The organism is Streptomyces subrutilus (genome assembly GCF_001746425.1).
Taxonomy (GTDB): domain Bacteria; phylum Actinomycetota; class Actinomycetes; order Streptomycetales; family Streptomycetaceae; genus Streptomyces; species Streptomyces subrutilus_A.
On record NZ_MEHK01000001.1, the window covers coordinates 154,488 to 175,029 of the forward strand.

Below are 20,542 nucleotides of genomic sequence, written 5' to 3' on the forward strand. Positions count from 1 at the left end.
CGGCGCGCGTCCCTCTCTGCCGGGAACCTCCCGGCCTTTCTGAGGCCACTGCCGCCCAAGGGCGTCATAGACCGGCGAATCCGACTGACAGCGGCCACGAGGATCTCCCCACGTACGGCCAGTGGCGAATGTGCCGTTCAGTGACCACCTTCGGTGGGCGCCGACCCTGGCGAGTCTGATTCGGGCTTAAGCTCGGAAGGCCTTCCAGAGGAGCTCGCCGAACTCGGCAGGGTGCGTGGTCAGGCCGGTGTGCCCGCCCGGGAAGTGCATGAGTTCCGTACCCAGTTGCTCCGCCAGGAAGGCGGCCGGACGGTAGGGCAGCTCACCGCGTGACTCCTGTCCGCAGGCGAGCACGAGCCGTTCCGACTGCGCCTCCAGCCGGTGGACGTCCGGGGCGTAGGACATGAAGCTCGGCACGATGCGTCCGACGAAGTACGGCAGGTTGGCCATCGTCCGCTCGGCCCGTACTGCTGCCTGCGGTTGCACCTTGGTCTCGGCCTTCGGCTCGGTGATGTCGCCGCCCTTCTTCAGACCCGCGGCGAACACGGCCATCGCCGGCATGAGTCCCTCTGCGTGGAACGTTGCCTGTACGCGCGCGATGTACGCGCGGTGTTCGGAGGCGTCTGGCGCCGACAGACAGGACCAGCGAAACCTTCCTCCACTACGAAAAAGACAACGGATGCGCAGCCATGTCAGACGCCACCCTCAAAACCCGACACCCCGACCTCGAACCCACTGACGACCTCGTCATGATCACCATCATCTGTCTCGACACCACCACCCCCTGACACCCGCCATACCTCATTTGCAAACCCCGAGAGACTTTGGTGGCAGGAGCCAAGCATCGATCATGCCCACCGCCGAGGGACGTTGTCGAGGATCGCTGACTGCGTAATACTCAACCTGCCGTCATGTGTGCAATTGGGGCGTCAGCCGGCCGCAGCAGGGCCCTGGCCGAAGGACGGTACGTCCGCCGCGGTCACGTCCAGGCACAGCCGCTTGTAGCGCAGCGGGTGGCGGAAGACTCCGCCATGGTCGATGGCGCGGTCGGCGCTGACCTCGGCAACCAGGTCCGGGCGGATGATATCGAGGACGTCTCTAGACCCCCACGTGGCCGTGAACCCAACCCCCCTCCCACGGGTGCCCGGGGCCTGCGGGGGTCAGCTGCTCCGCGACCTGGCGGGCCTGGTCCGCCCGCAGAGCCACCGTGCGACCGACGGGGCGCAGCCCGCCCGCCTGGTCGTCACACCCCTGACGCCCCACAAGCCGTTCTCACACGACCTGCAACACTCCAGCTCACCAGACCGCAGATACCTCGACCGCCCTGCCCCTCAGCGACAGCGCGTCCCGCCGTACACGCGGCCGCGGACCCGATGGCATGGGGTGTCCTCCCCCCGTGTTTAGATCAGCGCAGTTTCGGTGGAGCGTTTTGGGTGGGGGCTATTCAATGGCTGGTCTGGTGGCCGGTGAGCGGCAGCTGCGGGTCGGCGTCGTCGGTGTGGTAGCGGCTTGTGCCCTCGCCCTCGTGATGACTGGGTGTACGCCGTCGGAGACGGATCCGAAGGCCCATGGAGCCATGCCACCGGCTCCTGCGGCACCCACAGCACCACTGGTCATCGACAGGGAGCAGGCCGAGAAGGTCTTCAACACCTACACATGGGAGCAGTCGCAGTTCCGTAAGCCCGGAGGCCAGGACGGCATCGCGTCAGTAGCGACCGACCCGCTGCTGTCGGAGTACCGAGCCCGATTCGGGATTCCTGACTATCCCGGTATGGGGCCCGTGCCTCGGTACCGTCCCGAGTACCTGATACCGGCAGAACGCGACCAGCCCGGGTATCCGCGGTGGTTCGTCGTGATCTCGCGGGATACCTACGGTCAGAAGGCGGAGCGAGCCGCCGGGATGACCTACTTTGCGCAAGCGGAGCCGGGCGGTCAGTGGAAGGCAGCCGTCATGACCTGGGCAGACGACAAGCCCGCGAGGCAACTCCAGACGGGAGAGTTCGAGGACCGGGCCTACGAGAAGTTCGGCTTCGAGGTGCGGGACAAAGAGATATCCGCAGTAACCCGGGATGCCGCGGGTGCTCCCGTGCTGTCGCCGACTGCCGGCGAGGACCGGCAGGCGTGCCGGCGCTACGCGGACTATCTGAGTTTCACCGCTCCGAACGGTGAACCCGAGAGCGACTACTTCGCGCCGGGCGAGCTCACCAGCGATGTGGTCGAGGCCTACAACCATCCTGAGAACGAACTGGGCGGGGTGCGGCGCACCTTCGACCTTGAGGTCACTGGCTTGGAGATGCCGGTGCTGCGGCTGACGGACGGCAAGTCCCTGGTCACCTGTTCGTTCATACGGACCGACCGTTGGCAGGGAAAGTCGGGGGTGTCCTCCTACTACACCTTCTGGTACGGGAAGGACAATCCGCGGGACGCGCTACTCGGCGGAGGCAACAAGCGCTGGCTGAACACCAAGGTACGGCTCAGCATGACCGTTACGTTCGAAGTCGCTCCCCCGGGCAAGACCGAGGTCGTGGGATGCAACTGCCTCGAGCCCGCGTTGCTTTCAGCCGAAGGGACAGCCGACTAAGCTTGTTCTTTTTCTTCCGGCCTCGACTGCCAGGTCATGAACAGGCGAAGCGGCCTGGTCTTGACCCAGGCGGCGCCGAAACCAACCAGGTTCGGCCAGGCTCAGGTGTTATCCAGAGGGCGGCTTGTGTGCCATGCCTCTCTGAGGGCTTCGAGTTCGAAGCAGGGAAAGTGCTCACCCCACTTGCCGCGACACCCGCTCTCCCCATACGTCCGCGCGACCTCGTCGAAACAGCGGACGACAGCCCGAGCCACGGTGCCGATGCTTTGTTGGCTCGACCAGATTTCGGTTCCGGCGTTGTCGTGCTTGCTGCCGTCGGTCAGCTTCAGCACACGAATCCACACGTCGGTGCCCTCGCGGTAGAGGATCCAGCGGAACGCGGTGGGTTCCGCCTCGAACTGCACGCGTGCCTCCGCTTCACCGGTGACGAGGCGAGCCACCGCCGTCAGTAGGTCCTCGGGGGCTGTGGAGATGTATGAGGCCGTGATCTCGGCTTCTGCCTGATGATCGGAGATGGTGCAGTCTGCCCATCCCCGCCCGCTGAGGGTCCAAACGAGCTGCATGTCAGCCGCGATGACCGGCCTCCTGGCCGAGGAAGTGCCGGACATCGGCTGCGAGGGTGGACATCTGCTCGCCGGCTTCCAGCCAGGTGGTGACGGATGCCTCCCAGCTGCCAACGGACATTCGCCACGGACGTAGGGTCCAGGTCAGCCCGACATGGCCGCCCGAGCGGAAGACCGCTCTGACCGTGAGATCGCGGTCGATGGTCTGCCAGACACGCTCTCCATCCCAGCCCCGGAAGTCCTCGGAGAGCTTCTCCAGGAAAGGAGCCAGGTCGGCACTCCAGTTCCAAGCTGCCACGCCGTCCAGGCGAGCGTTCAGACCGGCCGCGCAAGCCTCGATGGCGTAGTGCACGCAGTCTTCGTCCTCATCGAAGAGGTCACAGAACTTCACCGAGACAGCCCGGTCGTCCTGGCAGAGGACGGTCAATTCAGCTGGTTCGTCGAGGGCGGCATCGCAGGAGCTCATCCCAGGAACAGTAGGTCAAGGAGGTGCCTGTCGTCACTGTGATTGCAGGTCAGGCAGGCAGCCGGGGTCGACGTGATCAGGCTTGGGTCCTGACACCCGCCGACCGCTTCGTCGCGGCGAAGGCCGCCGTCGACCTCCACGCCGCCGTGGGCACCGCGCAGCCCTGCACACCCTGCCCGAAGTCGACCGGCTGGAACACTTGTGCGAAGCACTCGCCGCTGTGGCCATCGCCCTCGCCCCCGTCTACGGACGGCTCGCCTGGTTCCTCGGCGCAGCCGCTGCCGCGCTCCCACCAGTCCTGCACTGGCGCGCCGTGCTGCCGAAGACGGCTCGACATTCGGCGCCATTCCTCGCACCTCCAGTAGTACACGGAAGCCGACGACGCGGTCCGCCGGTTCCAAAAGAGGGCCCGCTCGAGCCGACCGGTCGGGGTGTGCCCGCGCAGCGGACCGTCGAACGGTGATAGGACGGACGATCTCGGCGCCCAGCTCGCCTCCCGCAGTTGTGGAAGCAGGTCGAGATCGTAAGCCAGGGGCGTGGTCGCCTTCGATGAGGCGGTCGCCTTTCCCCAAGCGCCCAGCCGGCTGCCGGGGTTAGCGGTGATGTGGCGCGTGGCGAGCCGGCCGACCGGGTCATAGGTGTGGTGCAGCTGGGTGGTGTCACCGATGCGCCGCGTCAGCTCACGGCCGACAGCGTCCCGTTCGAAGGTCAGCGTTCGGCCTGAGGCGGTGAGTGCGGTGGCCGAGTCGGAGATCGACTGGACGTTGCCGGAGCGTCGACCCGGTGTTGAGCCTTGTGGACGGTGTCGTCCGAGCACACGGCGAGCACGTCCAGCCCGGTCCCCTCGGGATGGAGTGCACGCCACGTGGCGATGGTCTGGGCGACAAGGGTCAGCGAGTGCACCAGGACCGCGGCCAGCCCGCCGGAGGGCAGCCGCCGCATCGCAGCCTGCTGCCCCATCAGGCTCTTCCCCCGATCCGCAGGCAGCGTGCAACTCCCTCACTCCGCCGTCTGCGAGGCCTTCTACGATCGCGGTGACGGCTTGTAGGGACGCAGCTCCCAGGCGAGATGCGCTTCCGTGTCGGCTCACGCCTTGTCCTGCTCGCGGACTCCGCCAGGCCGATGGCATAGGCGACGATCGAGTCGGCCGCGGAGCCTCGGAACAGGAGGGTGGTCGGGTGGAGCCAACAGGGACAGCCGGGCGCTTCGGCCCGTCCTTAAACAACACGGGCCGAAGGCCCGAAAAGAAACTGCACCGCGGGGGCCACGAACGTGACACCTATCGCTGCGAGTCATGAACGACTCCGGCGTCTCATTCCGACTGATGTTCCGGGCCGCCGAAGTCCGGGCTCGTGAAGTCCGGAGGCGCGTAACCGGGACGCGGACCCTGAGCAGGGGCCCCCGGGCTGGTGAAGTCAGGCCGGGTGTACCCCAGGCTGGGAATGCGCCCGGCCCCCGGCGTCTGGGGGGGTGGGTACGAGCTCGGTTCGGCTAGCGCGTCGCGGAGGAACGGCACGATTCCGCGCTCCAGCAGGGCGTTACGCCATGCCTCCCGGGCCAGTGACACCTCGTCGGGCACCGCCTCGGTCTCGTCCGCCACCAACTCCGCCGGGCTGTTGTGGACGGCCGTGACCAGCAGTCCGATCACGGCGAAGAGCAGCGCGGCGGCTGTGAGGCCACCCAACAGCCAGCCCACCGTCACCATGGTGTCGGCGAAGGCCGGTTTGGGCTCGATCATCTTCAGGATGTAGCCCACGAGCAAGAAGATCAGCATGGCCGTGCCGGCCAGGACCGGCGCGAGGACGGTGAAAACGGCGAACGCACCGGCTCCGGCCGCCTCGGTCGCGTCCGGCGCCGGTGTTTCGCGGCCGACCGGGCGCGTGCGGGCGGCCGCCGACGATGCCGGTGCCGGTGCCGGTGGGCGTACGTGCAGGCCCAGCAGCGCTGCCAGCAGGCGGCGACCGTAGGACATCCCGGCCCACCGCGGCGGAGCGACCGCGTCGCTGGTCCGGCGGGTGCCGAGCGCTCCGGCACCCAGGACGGCCGCGCCGAGCCGCCGTCCTACAGACGGGGCCTGGGCGGACGCCGAACGCGAGGACGAGTACACCGTGTCCGAGGGCGTGTGCGGGAACTTCACCTCGCGGCGTTCTCTGCGAGCCTTCACATAGTGGTCGTACTCGGCCGCTGCGGCCGCCGTGAGGAGTGCGGAGGCGTTGAGCGCCATGGTGCGCAGTTGCTCCTCGTTGAGCCGTGGGCCCAGGGAAGCCAGTTCCGGGCGCTCGTGGGCGGTGCGCAATGCCTCGTCGAGGATCCGCTCGTACTCCTGGCGGTCCTCGCTGAGTAGGTGTGGTGCGTTGTTCACAGCCCCTCCTCCCCGATCGCTGGCCTCTGCCGCCATCGTGGCGCGCCTCGGCCGTCGAAACCAGGGCCCGTTCCGTCGGCGGGGTCCGCGGGGACGGGGGTGCCCCCGGGGCGCATGGGATCCGGGAGCTGTGTCCCGCCCGCGGGAATGTCGCCGGGCGGGGAATCCGGCGTGCGGGCCTCCGCGCTCGCGACGGCCGGCCTGGTGGGAGGCGTCGGTCGCGCGCGGAACGGGGGACCTTCCGCAGGGAGGGGAGACCGGGCCGGGTCGGCGGGGGGCGCGGCGGGCGAGGGCGCGGGCGGGAGCTCCGTTCGGGGCGGAGCAGCGGACGGGGCCGCGGCAGTTGCGGCACGGGGGGGTTCTGCGGTGCCCCGGGGTTCTGCGGTGCCCCGGGGTTCTCCGGTGCCGGGGCCGTCCGCCCCGCCCGCGCTCACGACACCGATGGCCGGAGGCGCCCCGGGCTCCGTGACCGCCTCCGCCGCTCCTGCCGGCTGCCGGTCGCCCGTCAGCGCCTCGTTCACCGTCTGGATGCGGCTGAGTTGGGTGAGTAGGATGGGCGCCGACATTCCGACGACGAGGGCGGCGTACTCGCCGCTGATCTGTTCCGTGGTGCCGAACAGCACGGCAGCCCCGGCGCCCAGCACGCTGTGCAGGGCGGCCGCGACGATGTCGACGGCGGGGTCGAAGTACGCCCCGAACTGCGGGGGTGCCCCTTGCGCCACCCCTTCGGCGGTCGACTGCCGGTGGACGCGGCGGTCGGCCTGCCACGACACGAACCGGGTGTACAGGTCCAAGATCCCGCGCAGCAGACCACCCGCCGTCCCCAACAGGATCAGCGTCGGGATGTCCACGGTCTCCCCCGGTCGACAGCGCCAAGGCCCGGCTTCGAGTATCCGGCCATCGGACGAGCGTAGAGCCGCGGGCGAGCCACGGGGAAGGAACTGACCCGATTCGGCCAACTCGCTGTCCGGTCAGTCGTCGAAGTGGACCTCAGGTCCCTCGCCCCCTGTAACCGAAGCGCATCTGAGTACGCGTACGGATGGTGCTCGGCCGACCCCCCCGGGCCAGGATCGCCGCGTGCCCATGCTCAGCCGTCACTTATCGTGACCGGGCTATCGATCCCCTTGCGAACGCGCGACACATGAACCAGTGAGCTCACCAGTCCCGAGGCCGTACCGCACCCCCGCTTCGTTCTCGTCCCCGCACTTCGCGAGGAACTCGAAGTCCCCGTCCCCGCCGACCGCCAACCCGGCCGCGTGTGGAAACAGGGCCCAGCACTCGCTGTCGTACCCGCGCCCCACCCCGAGCCCCGCTCCACATCGGCTAGGACCTGTCCGGCCGATCATCTGGCAGTACGTTGAGGTGTGACCCTGGCTGGTCCCATAGGAAAATGGATCTTCGTCCACGGTCGGCTGTGGCAGGGTGCTCGCATGTCGAATCCGATCGCGTACCCGATCTTGCGCACCCCCGATCCTGTGCTGGCTCTGCACATGGCGCGTCAGCTTGTGGCGGTGGGCGACCGGCAGTACGGGGAGGTGTCGGTGGGCGTCGAGCTGTGCACCGTCCCGGAGGTCTTGCGGATACGCGAGGCGCTGCCGGATGCCTGGTTTCGTAAATGGGATGTCCGGGCGCCGAATCCTTTTGCGCACGGAGTCCACGCGTCTGAGCTTTCCAGCGATGCGGACTTCCTCGCCTTGCACCTGCCGCTCTGGGCGTCGATGGAAGACCGGCCCATGGGCAGCGTCGAGGAGGACTTCGCTGCCTTGGTGGGCCCGAACATCGGCGAGATCTTGTGGTCCAGCTTGATCTGGCCAGACGTACCTGACCGCGACATCCGCCACGAGGCCGACAACGCCCGGGTCTCGTTGTTGTTCAACTGCCGAACCCAAGACCTCGACGAGCGCTCCGACGACCACACCGTGCTCGTCCACGTGCGCCGCAGGAATCGCGACGGAACCGAGGAGCGGCACGCCTCCTGGCTGGCAGAGCAGACCGGTCTGTCCGTCATCGGCCCACCCCAGGAGTGAACCCCCGATTGGCCCCAGCAAACTACATGTCGATCACGTGACTGCTCCGGCTAGGCATCGGTTGAGGTAGACATGGGGCGGGGTGAACTGAGTGATGCTGAGTGGGAACGGCTGCGGCCGTTTCTGCCGGTCAGCAACAGGCGTTGCGGCCGGTGGCGGGACCACCGGCAGGTGATCGACGGGATTCTGTACCGGGTGCGGACCGGCGTGCAGTGGCGTGACCTGCCCGAACGCTTCGGGCCTTGGAAGACGGTCTACGAACGGCACCGGCTGTGGTCGGCCGACGGGACTTGGGAGCGTCTGCTCCAGCAGGTCCAGGCCGCGACCGACGCCGCAGGCGACATCGACTGGGACGTTTCCGTCGACTCCACCATCGTGCGCGCGCATCAGCATGCCGCAGGTGCCCGCACCGACCCACCGCCCGCCCCCACCTCAAAGGGGGCCGAAGGGCCAGAACATCAGGACGAAACGCCGTGGCAGAGCTTGCACGCCCGCCTGGTGGAGGTGGTGCGGGAGGCGAGGGCCTGGGCCGCTCGCGCGGCGGCTTCACCACCAAGCTCCACCTGAGCGCGGACGGCCGCTGCCGCCCGCTGTCCCTGATCGTCACGCCAGGTCAGCGGGCTGATTGCACGCAGTTCGAGCCGGTTCTGGAGAAGATCCGTGTTCCCAAGATCGGGCTGGGCAGGCCCCGCAAGAAGCCCGACAGCGTCGCCGCCGACAAGGCCTACAGCAACCGACCCTGCCGTGAGTACCTGTGGCGCCGGGGCATCAGGCACACAATCCCGGAGAAGTCCGACAGCGAGGGCGCCCGGCTACCCAAAGGCTCGCACGGCGGCCGGCCACCCGGCTTCGACGAAGAGCGGTACAAGAAGCGCAACACCGTCGAACGGGCCATCAACCGGCTCAAGCAGCACCGAGCCGTGGCCACCCGCTACGACTGTGAGGATGTTCCGGTGCCGCTCCAAGCGGTGGCCTGACTCGCGCTACGACTGGCCCTGGTGCCTTGCGTTTGATCTGTCGGCCACCGTTCGGGGCGGTACTTGCTGCCACCGGGCAGGGGACGTGTCCCGATAGGGGCCTTCGCGACAGGCACCGTCACAGTCTTGACCGCCCCCGGCCCGGCGACGGCCACCGGTTCCCGAGGCGATCAGGAGAGGCGACCTTGACCAGCATCACGCAGCCCAATGCCCCATGTCACATCCCTGCGGAGGCTGAGGACGTCTTACTCGGAGTGGACACCACAAGGACGTCCACGCCGCAGCCGTCATCACCGTGCTCGGCGCCACCCTGGACGGCCGCAGCTTCCCCGCAACCGCTGATGGCTACCGTCAACTCGTCGCCTGGGCACGATCCTTCGGCGTGCTGCGACGGGCCGGCGTTGAATGCACCGGCTCCTACGGAGCCGCCCTGGCACGGCACCTGCGCGCCGAAGGGATCGAGGTGACCGAGGTCAACCAGCCTGACAAGGCCGCCCGACGCCGCCACGGCAAGACCGACGCCATCGACGCCGAGGCCGCCGCCCGCGCTGTGCTGACCGGACGCGCCACCGCCGCGGCGAAGACCAGCGACGGTCCAGTAGAGATGCTCCGGCTGTTCAAGCTGGCAAAAGGGTCCGCGATCAAGTCCAGAACCCAAGCGATCAACCAGCTCAAGAGCGTCCTGGTCTCCGCTGACACCGCCCTGCGCGAGTCACTGGCGGGGCTGAGTAACCCGCGCCTGTTCAAGCGGTGCGCCGAGCTGGACGCTCAGCACGCATCCGGGCCGGCCGGGGCTGCCCGCCATACCTTGAGGCTGCTGGCCCGCCGCATCCGGCATCTCACCGAGGAGATCGACGATCTCAACGAGCGGATAGCCGAGGCCGTCGAAGTCAGTACGCCGGGCTTGCTGGAAGTCCGTGGCGTCGGCCCGGACAGCGCCGCCGCCCTGCTCATCTCGGCCGGCGACAACCCTGAGCGACTTCTCAGCGAGGCGTCCTTCGCAGCCTTATGCGGCACCAGCCCGGTCGAGGCCTCCTCCGGAAGACGCAACGGCGCAGGCTGAACCGCGGTGGCGACCGCCAGGCAAATGCTGCCCTCTACCGGATCGTGCTCAGCCGTCTGCGCTGGGACGACCGGTCCCGGGACTATCTGCGGCGACGTCTTGCCGAGGGCAAGACACGTCGCGAGATCATCCGCTGCCTCAAACGCTACGTCGCACGAGAGATCTACCGGCTCATCGTCCCGACACGCGCCCCCGCTGACCAGACAGGACCCGCCCCAGTCGCTGTTTGACATCTATAGGGGCATCAAGCGCGGGTACGTCTACCTCGGCACCGCAACCGCCGCAGCCCTCACCATCTGGCTCCGCACGTGATCGGCCGGACAGGTCCTAGCAGCGTCCGGTTGGCTTCTTCGACAGGAGGAGCAACCCCGCCACGCCCGCCCCCAAGATCGCTGACAGAGCATGAACAACACCAGGCGTGCCCTTGCCGCCGCAGCCTTCCCCGGGACCCTGTTCGCCTTCACCGTACCGGCTCACGCCGCCGAGGGGCCTCCCACTACCGAGGGGCACAAGGGCGCCGAAACCGACATCAGCTACAACACGCACGCCCAAGTCATCGGCTTCGACGTGAAGCTTCCCACCAACAAGGCTTCGGGGCCGGGGTATAGCGAGTAGTCCAACGACACGGCCGGGGCGGGAGGACCGCCGCGTCACCCATCCGAGGGGTGCAGCGGGCCGCCTTGGCTCGTCTGGGGGCGGCACTGGGATCCCTTGACCTCAACCGCAGTTGAGGAGTCATGATCAATCACATGGACAGCCAGATACTCAACACCGAGATCCGGACCTTGGCCGACCGAGCTGAGATCACCGACCTGTTCGACCGCTACCTGCGGTCCCTGGATGATCGCGAGTTCGACGAATCGTGGGCCGCTTCGTTCTTCACCGAAGAGGCGAGCACGGCGACGCCCGCAGGACATGTGCGGGGGCGTAACGCAGTCCTGGAGAACGTGCGTACCGCGCTGCGACTCTTCAACCGCACCGTGCACTTCGGTTCGAACTATGTCATCGAGGTGGATGGCGACCGCGCCACCCTTCGCGGAAACCAGCTCAGCACCCATGTGCTCGCCGGTCAGGGGGGTCTGTTCCTGTCAGGTGGCCGCACGGACAACGAACTGGTGCGAACCGCGGACGGCTGGCGACTGCACCGCGCCGACCTGAACATCACCTGGACGCAAGGCAATCCGCCGGTGCTGCCGCCGGAGCTCATCGGCCCGAAGTGAGGAGCCTGCACGAGTGCAGCCGAACCACGGACGGAGCGTCCGTGGGGCCTGTCGCTTGAGTGGTGCTCAGCCTCAGAAGACGGCCGCTCGGTGTTCCTAAGCAGGCCCGCGAACATGAGGCCGCTGCCAGCGCGCAGTCCCGGGCCCGAGCCGCCCGCCCTCGGGCCGGGAAGAAGGCGGAGCACTTCCCCATGCCCGATGCTGTGCACAGGGACGGCGCCGGCCACTGAACGACCCGGCCCCCGTCCGCCGTGCCGCGCGTCGATCGGTCCCTTCCTCCGCCAGGAAAATTCCACTCCTCGGGCCTCTCGCCGCCGACCTCCACTAATGGCACCATGAGCTCAGGCGGTGCCGACGTTCGGTACCGAGGTTCTGGGGTCAACATGAACATCCGGCTCCCACTCCGCCGACTCACCCAGCTCTTCGTGGCGGCAGCCACGTTGGGTGCGCTAACCGCTTGCAGCGGCTCCGGGGGGCAAGCACCCCCGCGGCCATCCCCTTCCGTCGCGCCTGGCACGTCCTCGGCGCTCTCCGCAGCTCCGACCACACCCAGCGTGCCCGCTACCACCCCCGGTACGCCCGCGCCCACTGCGCCCGGGTCCGACGCAGGCACGCCGCCACTCGGCTCCGCATTCCAGCCCCTGTGGCCGTTCACCACGCTCGCCCAGGCCCAGGCCTGGCAGCAGAAGTACCGATCCGGGGGCCACCAGCCCTGGCATCTCGACCCGGAGCAGACCGCGCTCGCCTTCACCCAGGGATACCTCGGCTTCAAGGACGTCGGCCGGGTGACCCAGCGCACCGTCACCGGCCGCGATGCCCGTATCGGCGTCGGCTTGAACCTGCCCCCTGACGTCGAGGGCTACAAAAGCACCGTCGCGGTCATCCACCTCGTGCGGTACGGCGCCGGCCCGGACGCCCCCTGGGAAGTGGTGGGCACCGACGACACGACGTTCTCGCTGACCGCTCCCGCATACGGATCAGCCGCGCGCTCCCCGATGGGGACCGGCGGCCGGATCAGCGGCGTGGACGAGAGCATCCGCGTAGACGTGCGCCAGCCCTCGTCCACGGCCCCGATTGGCGCCTCGTGCTGCATTCCGGCCGGCGGAAACGCGCAGCCCTGGAACACGACCGTGTCGTTCACCGGCGCCAGTGACCCGGTGCTGACCGTCGTCGCGTCCACCGGCGGGCACATCTCCGAGGTCGAGCGCTTCACGGTCACGGCGGTCCGCACCGGCTGACGCGGGGCCCTGGACGCCGAAGGGACGGCGGTTGGTTTCCCCGTCGGGTCCGGTCCGGAAACCGTCTCCCGGTGCAGCGTGAAACGCCCGAAGGGGCGGGCCGACGGCCGGGTGCCGCAGCAGGGCCCGGGCTTCCCGCCTTGGCGGGCTTGGCGACCAGGAACGGTGTCCCGGCGACAAGGCTCACGATGCCGATCAGGACTGGCGGCGCGACGAGGACCATGAGGACGCTCCCTAGAGGCAGGGGCGCATCTTGCCTGGGCGGCCCCAGGTGGTGGGGTTGTTCCGACCCGGTGGCTGGTCGGGCAGCAGGCCACATGCCATCAATGTGGTCACGCTCTTGTCCATGTGTGGCTCCAGGACGTAGACGGCCTTGTTCGGCGGGGACTTGTGTCGGCTGTCGAGCGACAGGAGGCCCGAGGCCCCCGAGAAGTTCTGGACGCCCGGGTTCGAGAGTCGCGCGTACACGTCCGTCGGCTGGAACGGCGCGTTGCTGTTCTGCGGTGTCTTGTACTGCGCGTAGACCGAGTTGATCACTTCGGACACCACCCGGAGTACGTCGTAAGCCCCTGCCGCGTTGCCCTCCGGCACCGAACCGTCCTTGAAGACCTCACGGAAGCGGAAGATGAATTCGGAGTACGGGGCGGCCTGGCTGTCGGTCTTCTCGGGAATCGTGTGCCGAATGCTCCGTTGCCGCCGATAGTCGCGGCACGGCCCGTTGCTGTAAGCCTTGTCGGCCGCAACGCTGTCCGGCCTCTTGCGCGGCCTGCCTGGCCCGAGCTTCGGGACGCGAGTTTTTTCAGAACCGGTTTGAACTGCGTGCAGTCTGCCCGCTGACCTGGTGTGACGACCAGGGACAGCGGGCGGCAGCGGCCGTCCGCGCTCAGGTGGAGCTTGGTGGTGAACCCGCCGCGCGAGCAGCCCAAGCCCTCACCTCCCGCACCACCTCCACCAGGCGGGTGTGCAGGCTCTGCCACGGCGTTTCGTCCTGATGTTCTAGCCCATCGGCCCCCTTTGAGGCGGGGGCCGGCGGCGGGTCAGTGCAGGCACCCGCCGCGTGCTGATGCGCCCGCACGATGGTGGAATCGACCGAGACGTCCCAGTCGATCTCACCAGCCGCATCCGCTGCGGCCTGGACCTGCTGCAGCAGACGCTCCCACGTCCCGTCGGCCGACCACAGCCGGTGCCGTTCGTAGACTGCCTTCCACGGCCCGAAGCGTTCGGGCAGGTCACGCCACTGAACGCCGGTCCGCACCCGGTGCAGAATCCCATCGATCACCTGCCGGTGATCCCGCCACCGGCCACAACGCCTGTTGCTGACCGGCAGGAACGGCCGCAGCCGTTCCCACTCGGCATCACTCAGATCACCCCGCCCCATGACGGGAGGAACGACCCGACCACACGTCGGTCACAAGATCACACGAACCCTGGTCCCTACTCCGTGACGAAGGGTGTGTATCCGACCGGGACCTCGCTCACCTGAAGGTCAGAGAAGACCAAGGTCAGGGTGTGTGCGTTGGTCTCAATGCGTACCTCATGGAAGTCGATCCCGACGGCCTTCGACCAGCGACGGGTCCCCTCCGACTCAGGGAGAAGCTTGGCTCCCGGGTACAGGTCATGCCACTTCACGCCCCAGACGTATCCATCAAGGTCGACACCGGTTTCGTGGTCGATGAGCCGGTCGTCCAAAGAGACCCGCCAAGTCTCCGCCGACACCGACGTCTCACAACGGGCCTCAACGCAGTACCGGAAGAGATACCGCAGGTGCGACGGCGTGATGCCGGTACGAGGAGCAGCCGTCGCGTAGACGATCACCTCGTAGTCGCGCATGTAGTTGGTGTATCCATGGTGCACAACAGCCTGATCGAAGGTCTCGTCCAGCATCTGTTCAAGTACGGCGGTATCCATGCCTCCTTCTACCTCACTCGACCTCAAAGATCGACCGGACAGGTCCTGATACTGGCAACGGTGTTTGCCGTGATGGTTTGTCGGTTTCTGGTGGGGTCTGGCCGCGTCGTTTGTAGTGGCTGATGCGGGCCTGGAACTGGCGTCGTCGTCGCCAGTGTGACCAGTGCAAGACGTGGTCGATGCTCGGGCGGGCCCGGGTGAGCCGGCTGATCAGGCGTCGGAGTTCGGGGAGGGTGAGGGATATGAGCTGGGATGATCCGTTTCTGCTTTCCCGGTGTCGATTTCGCGGGCTCGCAGGACGGTGAGGCAGGCGTGGGCGGCCATGGCGAGGGTCGTGTGGCGGTGCCAGCCGTCGTAGCGGCGGACCTGGTAGTCGTCCAGGCCGCATTCCTGCAGAATGGTGACTTTCTGGGCCGAGGCCCTGGGCTACGTGCCTGAGCCTCCGCCGGGCGGGCACGCCACGTGGCGTGCTTACTGGGCGGCTGTGGGGGTGCCCGAGGCAGAGTTGCCGGCCGGTGCCGGGGATATTCCGGAGTCGATCATCGATCCCGCGGGACGGGGACCGAGGGTGTGGTTCCAGCAGGTTCCGGAGCCGAAGGGCGCCAAGAACCGGTGGCACTTCGATCCCTCAACCTGATTGCAGAACCCGACGTACCCTCCAGGCACTCTACGAGTTGCTGATAGCCGGTGAGCGCATTCTGCAGGACGGTGGTTGTGGTGGACCAGGTCAGCTCAGGCGAGTAGGCCTGCCAGACGAATCGAGCCCCGCTGGCTCGCACGTGACCTGCACGCAATCGGCTGGCTGGAGGACCGTTCCCCGTACTTCGGCTAACGGACGTCCAGCATCAGCGTTCCATCTCCTCTGGCGCGCACACATTTACCGCCGATGAGGTGCGCGCCGCGCTCAGCCGCTGCGTGGCGACCATAGGCAAACACTTGAGCCGCCCTCCGCATCCCGCGTTCGTGCATGGGGCACCTGATTCGGCACATCGAGGTCCGGGGTGCGGGGTTCGGCTGTATGCTCCCGCCCGCGAGGAACCGCGGGCGGAGGGGGAACTGTCTCTTCCTTCGCCGGATCCATCGGGCAGTTGTCGGGGCGGGGGAGCCATGGGAATGCAAGAGGCTGGTTCGGAGCAGGAGTTAGGGGCGGACGGCGCGACCGTCGTATTGCCCGCCGTCATCGGTCCGTACGTGGTGATGCGGCCGCTCGGCGGTGGTGGGATGGGTGTGGTCTCCCTGTGCCGAACCGGGTCGGGGCGGCTGGTGGCGGTCAAGCAGGTGCGGGAGGAGTACGCGGACGATCCCGCCTTCCGCAGCCGTTTCCGCCGGGAGGTGGCCGCGGCCCGCCGGGTCAGCGGCGTGTACACGGTGCCCGTGCTGGATGCCGACACGGACGGGCCGCGGCCCTGGGTGGCCACCGCGTACGTCCCCGGGCCGACGCTCGATCAGGCGCTGCGGATCTGCGGCACCTTCCAGGAGCCGGCCGTGCGGGCCCTGGGGACCGCCCTCGCCGAGTCTCTCCAGGTCATCCACGCCGCCGGGCTGGTGCACCGGGACTTCAAGCCCGGCAACGTACTGCTGTCCTCCGACGGCCCGCGCGTGATCGACTTCGGTATCAGCAAGGCCCTCGGCGAGACCCGGCTCACCGTCACCGGCACGGTGATTGGCTCCCCCGCCTTCATGGCGCCGGAGCAGATCGCCTCGTTCCACGACGCCGGACCGGAGAGCGACGTCTTCGCGCTGGCCGGGGTCCTGGTCTACGCCGCCTGCGGGGAGGGGCCGTTCGGTCCCGGTGACCACAGCGTGCTGCACCGCATCGTCACGGACGAACCCAACTTGCAGGCGGTCCCCTCCGCCCTGCACCCGCTCCTGCTGCGGTGCCTGGACAAGACGCCCGCCCGGCGGCCTCCTCTCGATGCGGTCCTGGCCGGGCTGGCGCCCGCGCGCCCGCACGATCTACTGGTCCCGGCGCTCCATGCCGATCTGGCGGAGCGGGCCCGCGACGCCGAGCAGATGGCGGTGGCGCCGCCCCCGCCCCGCGCCGTGCCCGACGGGGGCCGAGAGAGGTCCGCCCCCAGCCGTCGCACGGTCCTGCTCGGCGGCCTCGCGGCCGCCGCGCTGGCCGGGGGCGGGGTTGCTGGAGCCGTGTGGGGGCCCTGGAAAGCCGGAGACGGCGGCGGCAAGAACGCCGGCCCCGCCCCGTCGCTCGGCCCGACCGCGCGCCCCGTGGTCCTGACCGATCCGCCCGCGCCTCTGTGGAACGAGCCACTCCCCGACTCGCCGAGCGGAATGCCCCAGCTTCGGGCGACTGGCGGGACGCTGGTGCTGCAGGACTCCAGCTTCGGCGGCTACACGGTGGCCGCGTTCGACTCCGCGAGCGGCAAGCTCCGCTGGAGCCAAAGCACCGCGACCGCGATGCAGCTGAACCAGCCATCCGGAGCGCTCCCCCGGGGAACCCGAGTCCTCGGCCCCATCGACGCGGGGCTGCTCGGCACTTCGATGAGCACGGCCTTGGAATCCATGGGGCAGACGAGCTTGACCGTGCTGGACCCGGCCACCGCACGCGTGCGGTCCACCCTGGGTCTGCCGAAGGGCGACCACGTGGTCACCCTGCTCTCCGCCCACGAGAACATGGCCTACTGCCTGGTAAACACCTTCAAGGGAGGCCTCACGACGGGCGCGCCGTCCCCCGCCGCCACTGCGGGTCCCGATCTCAGCGAGACGGTTACCGCCATCGACCTGAACGGTGGGGACGTCCGGTGGCGCAAGCCTGTGGTCCCCAACTCCATGTCTCAAGTCAGGTACGCCGCCGACCGCCACGGCTTCTACTACACCGAGAGCACCAAGACCGGCTTGACCCTGTACGCCGTGCACGCCGCGGACGGAACGCCCCGGTGGTCCGTGGACGTGGCCGCGGACCCCAACAGCCAGCTCCCCCCTTATATGCAGGCGGGCGGCGGATCCCTCACCTCTTCGCTCATCGCCGTCGGTGACCTTCTGATCGCCATGCACCAGAAGGCCGGGATGAGCGCCTACGACGCCGAGAGCGGGCAGCGGCGGTGGGCGCTTCCCATGGCCGGCGCTTCGGTCCCGATCGCCGTCGGGGACCTGCTGCTCGTCAACGACTTCCGGAACGTGCACGCCGTGGACCTGCACTCCGGGGAGATCCGATGGCGCGTCGAAAGCCCCGTCCCGCTGTCTCCCCTCCCCGCGTTCTCGCCCACCCTGGCCGCGTCCACCCAGGTCACCGTGGTCCTGTTCAGCCCCGCGATCAGCGGCCTCGGCATAAGCACGGGGGAATTCGCGTCCGGCTGCCTGGTGCTGCGGACCTCCGACGGCAAGCAGCTCTGGGCGCTGCGCGACAAGCCGGTCGCCTCGGCGTCCTCAGCCCCGGTTTCCGCCCCGGGCTCTCCGGCGCCGTCGCCTTCCGGCATCGGGGAGGCCACCCGCCTGGCGGAGGCGTTCTGGGGCGTGTGGGCACAGGACGACGTCGTGTTCGTCAGCGGCGGTGGACGCGTTCGAGCCTACCGGGCGGACGCGGGATGAGCGTCCCCCCGCCCGCTTCCTCTTCATCCGCTTCCTCCTCGTCATCCGCTTCGTCCTCGTCCGCCTCGTCGTCCGACACCTCCTCGTCCGCCGTGCCCCCGCCGCCTTCGTCTGCCACCCCGCTCCCGGTCCGGGTCGGTCCCTACCGTGTGGTCAGGCTGCTCGGGTCCGGCGGCATGGGCAAGGTCTATTTGGCCTCGACCCGGGCCGGGCGGCCGGTGGCGGTGAAGGTCGTCCGGGAGAGTTACGCGCAGGACCCGCGCTTCCGCGAGCGGTTCCGCGCCGAGACGGAGGCCGCCCTCAAGGTCAGCGGCGCCTTCACCGCCCCGGTGCTTGCCGCCGACCCGGATGCCGCACAGCCCTGGCTGGCGACGGCCTACCTCCCCGCCCCCCCCCTGAGCGAAGCCGTCACCGCGCACGGGCCGATGCCCGAAGCCACGGTACGGAGCCTGGCCGTCGGCTTGGCCGAGGCCCTCGCCGCCGTCCACGCCGCAGGGCTCGTACACCGCGATCTGAAACCGTCCAACATCCTGCTGACCGACGACGGGCCGCGCGTCATCGACTTCGGCATCGCCCGGAGCGTGGACGGGACGGGCCCGACCACCACCGGACAAGTCGTCGGCACCGCCGGCTACATGCCGCCCGAGCAGGTGTCCGGGCGCACCTGCACGTCGGCCGGCGACGTCTTCTCCCTCGGCGCCACCCTGCTGTACGCGGCTTCGGGCCACGGAGCCTTCGGGAACAGCGCACTGCACATCGTCATGTACCGCACCGTCCACGAGGAACCTGATCTGGAGGACGTACCGGAAGGACTGCGGGCGGCCCTGAAAGCGTGCCTGGAGAAGGAACCCTGGAAAACGCCGAAGGTGGCGGACCTGGCGGCGCTGTTCGGCGGGCCGGACCTCCCGGGTGCGGGCTGGCTCCCCGAGGCCGTACGCCGGGAGGTGCACCGGCGGGAGGAGACCGTCCGGGCGGCGCTGCCCACCGGCGGTTGGGCCGGGCAACTGGACCGGCGCCGGGTCCTCGCGGCCGTCGGCGCAATCACCGGGGCTGCGGCGCTCTCGGGCTGGTACCTCGCCGCCTCCGGAGGACCGTCCGTGCAACCGCCCAGGCAGCTGTGGCGAAAACCGCTCCCGGACGGCTTCTCCACCGTGTGGAAGACGGCGAGGGGCCGGCTCCTCGTCACGAGCAGCAGCGGGTCGGGCGCGGCCGTCCTCGACGCGGACACGGGCGAGAGCCAGTGGCGGAGCGCACCGCAGGCCTCTGCGGCCTCCTCGACGGACGGGCGGACCGTGTACGTCATCGAACTCGACGGCGCCGTCCACGCTCGCGACCTGGAAAGCGGCGAGGAGCGCTGGCGGTTCGTGCCGCCGGGCCTGGCGCAGCCGGAACTCACCGATCTGACCGTGCGGGCGGGCGAGGACGGATGGGCGTACGTCACTTCGGTACGGACCGGGAAGCTGTACGCCCTCGACAACGGAGGGAAGGCACGCTGGGACCGGGACAGCCCGCTCACTGCCGTCCATCCGCGGGGCGGAGTACTGCTGTGCGTGTCGCGCAGGCAGGCCGGAGCGGACGACCGCCGTACGCTCTACGCCCTCGACCCCCACTCCGGCAAGGAACTGTGGCGCCATCCATCCGACATCGTGGGCATCGGCGATGACCCCGGCGCACGGCTCGTCCTCGCCGTGCTGCACGGGACCACCGAGCTGACCGCCCTTCAAGTGACCGACGGGTACCCGCTGTGGAGCGTCCCCAGCGGCCTGACGCCGGAGGACCGGCTGCAGAACGGACTGCTGGCGGGCACGGCACGCCTCAGCGAGGACGGCACGACGGTTCTCTTCGAACAGAGCCTGGCGGACGGGTCCTTCGCGGCGGTGGACGCGGAGACGGGCAAGCCGCTGTGGCAGGAGCACACGGAGACGAGACAGCAGCTGAGCCCGAGGGGCGACGCCCTCTTCACCACCGCCTTCCCCCTGCCCGGTATCGACGCCACCGCCGGCCACGGGCCGCTGACGGCCTACGGGCTGCGCAACGGGCGGCGGCTGTGGCGCACTGCGGACCTGGGGAAGGGCCTGCACCAGGTGCTGGCGGCACAGGACGGCCTCGTCCTGGTCGGAATCACCGGTGGCAGCCGGCCGGGCCTGTACGGGTACGCCCGGTCGGACGGGAAGGAGGTCTGGCGCCTGCCCCAGGAGGTCGACTCGCGCGCCCCGCTCAAGGCGGCGATCAGCTCGGGCAACCGCCTGTGGATCTCCAGCGGTGACATGCTGTCCGCCTTCGCGCTGGGCACGAAGTGACCTCTGACCGACCTGCCACCGGGTCCGGGATAGGCACGCCGGTCATCCCGTCCGTTCCGTGCCGAGCGGCGCTGGCGGAACGCCTGACGGGCGGAGGTCGAAAACGCGGACCAGGGCGGCGGCCAGCGGAACGGAGTGGTCGGACAAGTGCCCGGAGATCCTTCCATTGCCGCGACAATGAACGCGGTCAGATCGCGCTCGGCACCGGTGAGCAGACGGCGGAGCTCGGTGCGCGACAGCTCGATCACCGGGCAACGTGTTCCCCATCCGCTGCCGGTATCGCCTCCCGAT

14 protein-coding genes and 6 pseudogenes are annotated in these 20,542 nt (G+C 68.9%); 10 read left to right on the top strand and 10 right to left on the bottom strand.

Annotation, left to right across the window (positions count from 1 at the left end):
- Positions 1 to 186: 186 nt before the first annotated feature.
- A pseudogene (locus tag BGK67_RS01745) lies at positions 187 to 627 on the bottom strand (alpha/beta hydrolase); the annotation flags it as partial.
- An 820-nt stretch (positions 628 to 1,447) separates the two neighbouring features.
- Here BGK67_RS01745 and BGK67_RS01750 point away from each other — a divergent pair.
- On the top strand, positions 1,448 to 2,581 hold the full coding sequence (locus BGK67_RS01750) for a DUF8094 domain-containing protein (RefSeq protein ID WP_069918197.1): 1,134 nt from the start codon (positions 1,448 to 1,450) through the stop codon (positions 2,579 to 2,581).
- A 101-nt stretch (positions 2,582 to 2,682) separates the two neighbouring features.
- On the opposite strand, the gene BGK67_RS01755 is transcribed toward BGK67_RS01750, so the two are convergent.
- The 5 genes from BGK67_RS01755 to BGK67_RS37195 all read right to left on the bottom strand — a co-directional run bounded on the left by BGK67_RS01755 (position 2,683) and on the right by BGK67_RS37195 (position 6,823).
- A complete protein-coding gene (locus BGK67_RS01755) occupies positions 2,683 to 3,189 on the bottom strand; it encodes a hypothetical protein (protein ID WP_244291105.1) in 507 nt (168 codons plus the stop codon).
- Positions 3,146 to 3,610: a DUF6228 family protein gene (locus BGK67_RS01760; RefSeq protein ID WP_069918198.1), complete on the bottom strand. Its 465-nt coding sequence runs from the start codon at positions 3,608 to 3,610 to the stop codon at positions 3,146 to 3,148. The genes BGK67_RS01755 and BGK67_RS01760 overlap by 44 nt, the downstream gene beginning before the upstream one ends.
- Positions 3,611 to 3,686: 76 nt before the next feature.
- Positions 3,687 to 3,947, bottom strand: a complete 261-nt coding sequence (locus BGK67_RS01765; protein WP_069918199.1) for a hypothetical protein — start codon at positions 3,945 to 3,947, stop codon at positions 3,687 to 3,689.
- Positions 3,948 to 4,922: 975 nt separating this feature from the next.
- Positions 4,923 to 5,972 (bottom strand): hypothetical protein, encoded by a 1,050-nt coding sequence (locus BGK67_RS39720; RefSeq protein ID WP_244291106.1) that lies wholly within the window; start codon positions 5,970 to 5,972, stop codon positions 4,923 to 4,925.
- Positions 5,969 to 6,823, bottom strand: coding sequence for a hypothetical protein (locus tag BGK67_RS37195; protein ID WP_069918201.1), 855 nt, complete (start codon positions 6,821 to 6,823; stop codon positions 5,969 to 5,971). The genes BGK67_RS39720 and BGK67_RS37195 overlap by 4 nt, the downstream gene beginning before the upstream one ends.
- A 579-nt stretch (positions 6,824 to 7,402) precedes the next feature.
- On the opposite strand from BGK67_RS37195, the gene BGK67_RS01790 reads away from it, so the two are divergent.
- From BGK67_RS01790 to BGK67_RS01815, 6 genes and pseudogenes are all read left to right on the top strand, one after another.
- Positions 7,403 to 7,999 (top strand): hypothetical protein, encoded by a 597-nt coding sequence (locus tag BGK67_RS01790; RefSeq protein ID WP_069918203.1) that lies wholly within the window; start codon positions 7,403 to 7,405, stop codon positions 7,997 to 7,999.
- A gap of 72 nt (positions 8,000 to 8,071) precedes the next feature.
- A pseudogene (locus BGK67_RS35755) lies at positions 8,072 to 8,937 on the top strand (IS5 family transposase); the annotation flags it as partial.
- A 224-nt stretch (positions 8,938 to 9,161) separates the two neighbouring features.
- Positions 9,162 to 10,269, top strand: a pseudogene (locus BGK67_RS01800) (IS110 family transposase).
- A 172-nt stretch (positions 10,270 to 10,441) separates the two neighbouring features.
- Positions 10,442 to 10,654 (top strand): hypothetical protein, encoded by a 213-nt coding sequence (locus tag BGK67_RS01805; protein ID WP_069918205.1) that lies wholly within the window; start codon positions 10,442 to 10,444, stop codon positions 10,652 to 10,654.
- A gap of 134 nt (positions 10,655 to 10,788) precedes the next feature.
- The gene (locus BGK67_RS01810) at positions 10,789 to 11,259 is read left to right on the top strand and encodes a nuclear transport factor 2 family protein (RefSeq protein WP_069923551.1); all 471 of its coding nucleotides are present in this window, start codon (positions 10,789 to 10,791) and stop codon (positions 11,257 to 11,259) included.
- A 554-nt stretch (positions 11,260 to 11,813) separates the two neighbouring features.
- Positions 11,814 to 12,497, top strand: a complete 684-nt coding sequence (locus BGK67_RS01815) for a hypothetical protein (RefSeq protein ID WP_244291107.1) — start codon at positions 11,814 to 11,816, stop codon at positions 12,495 to 12,497.
- A gap of 234 nt (positions 12,498 to 12,731) precedes the next feature.
- Here BGK67_RS01815 and BGK67_RS01820 read toward each other — a convergent pair whose 3' ends face one another.
- The 4 genes and pseudogenes from BGK67_RS01820 to BGK67_RS37205 form a co-directional block, all read right to left on the bottom strand.
- Entirely contained in the window at positions 12,732 to 13,043 is a 312-nt protein-coding gene (locus BGK67_RS01820; RefSeq protein ID WP_141753987.1) for a hypothetical protein, read from the bottom strand.
- A 99-nt stretch (positions 13,044 to 13,142) separates the two neighbouring features.
- Positions 13,143 to 13,875, bottom strand: a pseudogene (locus BGK67_RS41115) (IS5 family transposase); the annotation flags it as partial.
- A gap of 56 nt (positions 13,876 to 13,931) precedes the next feature.
- Positions 13,932 to 14,405, bottom strand: a complete 474-nt coding sequence (locus tag BGK67_RS01830) for a YxiG-like protein (RefSeq protein WP_069918209.1) — start codon at positions 14,403 to 14,405, stop codon at positions 13,932 to 13,934.
- A gap of 210 nt (positions 14,406 to 14,615) precedes the next feature.
- A pseudogene (locus tag BGK67_RS37205) lies at positions 14,616 to 14,807 on the bottom strand (IS701 family transposase); the annotation flags it as partial.
- Between BGK67_RS37205 and BGK67_RS35765 the strand changes: the two are divergent.
- The 3 genes and pseudogenes from BGK67_RS35765 to BGK67_RS01840 form a co-directional block, all read left to right on the top strand.
- Positions 14,803 to 15,030, top strand: a pseudogene (locus BGK67_RS35765) (VOC family protein); the annotation flags it as partial. The pseudogenes BGK67_RS37205 and BGK67_RS35765 sit on opposite strands and share 5 nt — an antisense overlap.
- A 488-nt stretch (positions 15,031 to 15,518) precedes the next feature.
- Complete coding sequence (locus BGK67_RS01835; protein WP_107488736.1) at positions 15,519 to 17,951, top strand: protein kinase domain-containing protein; 2,433 nt, start codon at positions 15,519 to 15,521, stop codon at positions 17,949 to 17,951.
- 149 nt (positions 17,952 to 18,100) lie between these two features.
- The gene (locus BGK67_RS01840) at positions 18,101 to 20,251 is read left to right on the top strand and encodes a protein kinase domain-containing protein (protein WP_069918211.1); all 2,151 of its coding nucleotides are present in this window, start codon (positions 18,101 to 18,103) and stop codon (positions 20,249 to 20,251) included.
- Positions 20,252 to 20,542 lie beyond the last annotated feature (291 nt).

Coding starts and splice junctions, on each gene's coding strand:
- BGK67_RS01750 (WP_069918197.1), top strand. CDS start 1,448: ATGGCTGGTCTGGTGGCCGGTGAGCGGCAGCTGCGGGTCGGCGTCGTC.
- BGK67_RS01755 (WP_244291105.1), bottom strand. CDS start 3,189: ATGTCCGGCACTTCCTCGGCCAGGAGGCCGGTCATCGCGGCTGACATG.
- BGK67_RS01760 (WP_069918198.1), bottom strand. CDS start 3,610: ATGAGCTCCTGCGATGCCGCCCTCGACGAACCAGCTGAATTGACCGTC.
- BGK67_RS01765 (WP_069918199.1), bottom strand. CDS start 3,947: ATGTCGAGCCGTCTTCGGCAGCACGGCGCGCCAGTGCAGGACTGGTGG.
- BGK67_RS01790 (WP_069918203.1), top strand. CDS start 7,403: ATGTCGAATCCGATCGCGTACCCGATCTTGCGCACCCCCGATCCTGTG.
- BGK67_RS01805 (WP_069918205.1), top strand. CDS start 10,442: ATGAACAACACCAGGCGTGCCCTTGCCGCCGCAGCCTTCCCCGGGACC.
- BGK67_RS01810 (WP_069923551.1), top strand. CDS start 10,789: ATGGACAGCCAGATACTCAACACCGAGATCCGGACCTTGGCCGACCGA.
- BGK67_RS01830 (WP_069918209.1), bottom strand. CDS start 14,405: ATGGATACCGCCGTACTTGAACAGATGCTGGACGAGACCTTCGATCAG.
- BGK67_RS01835 (WP_107488736.1), top strand. CDS start 15,519: ATGCAAGAGGCTGGTTCGGAGCAGGAGTTAGGGGCGGACGGCGCGACC.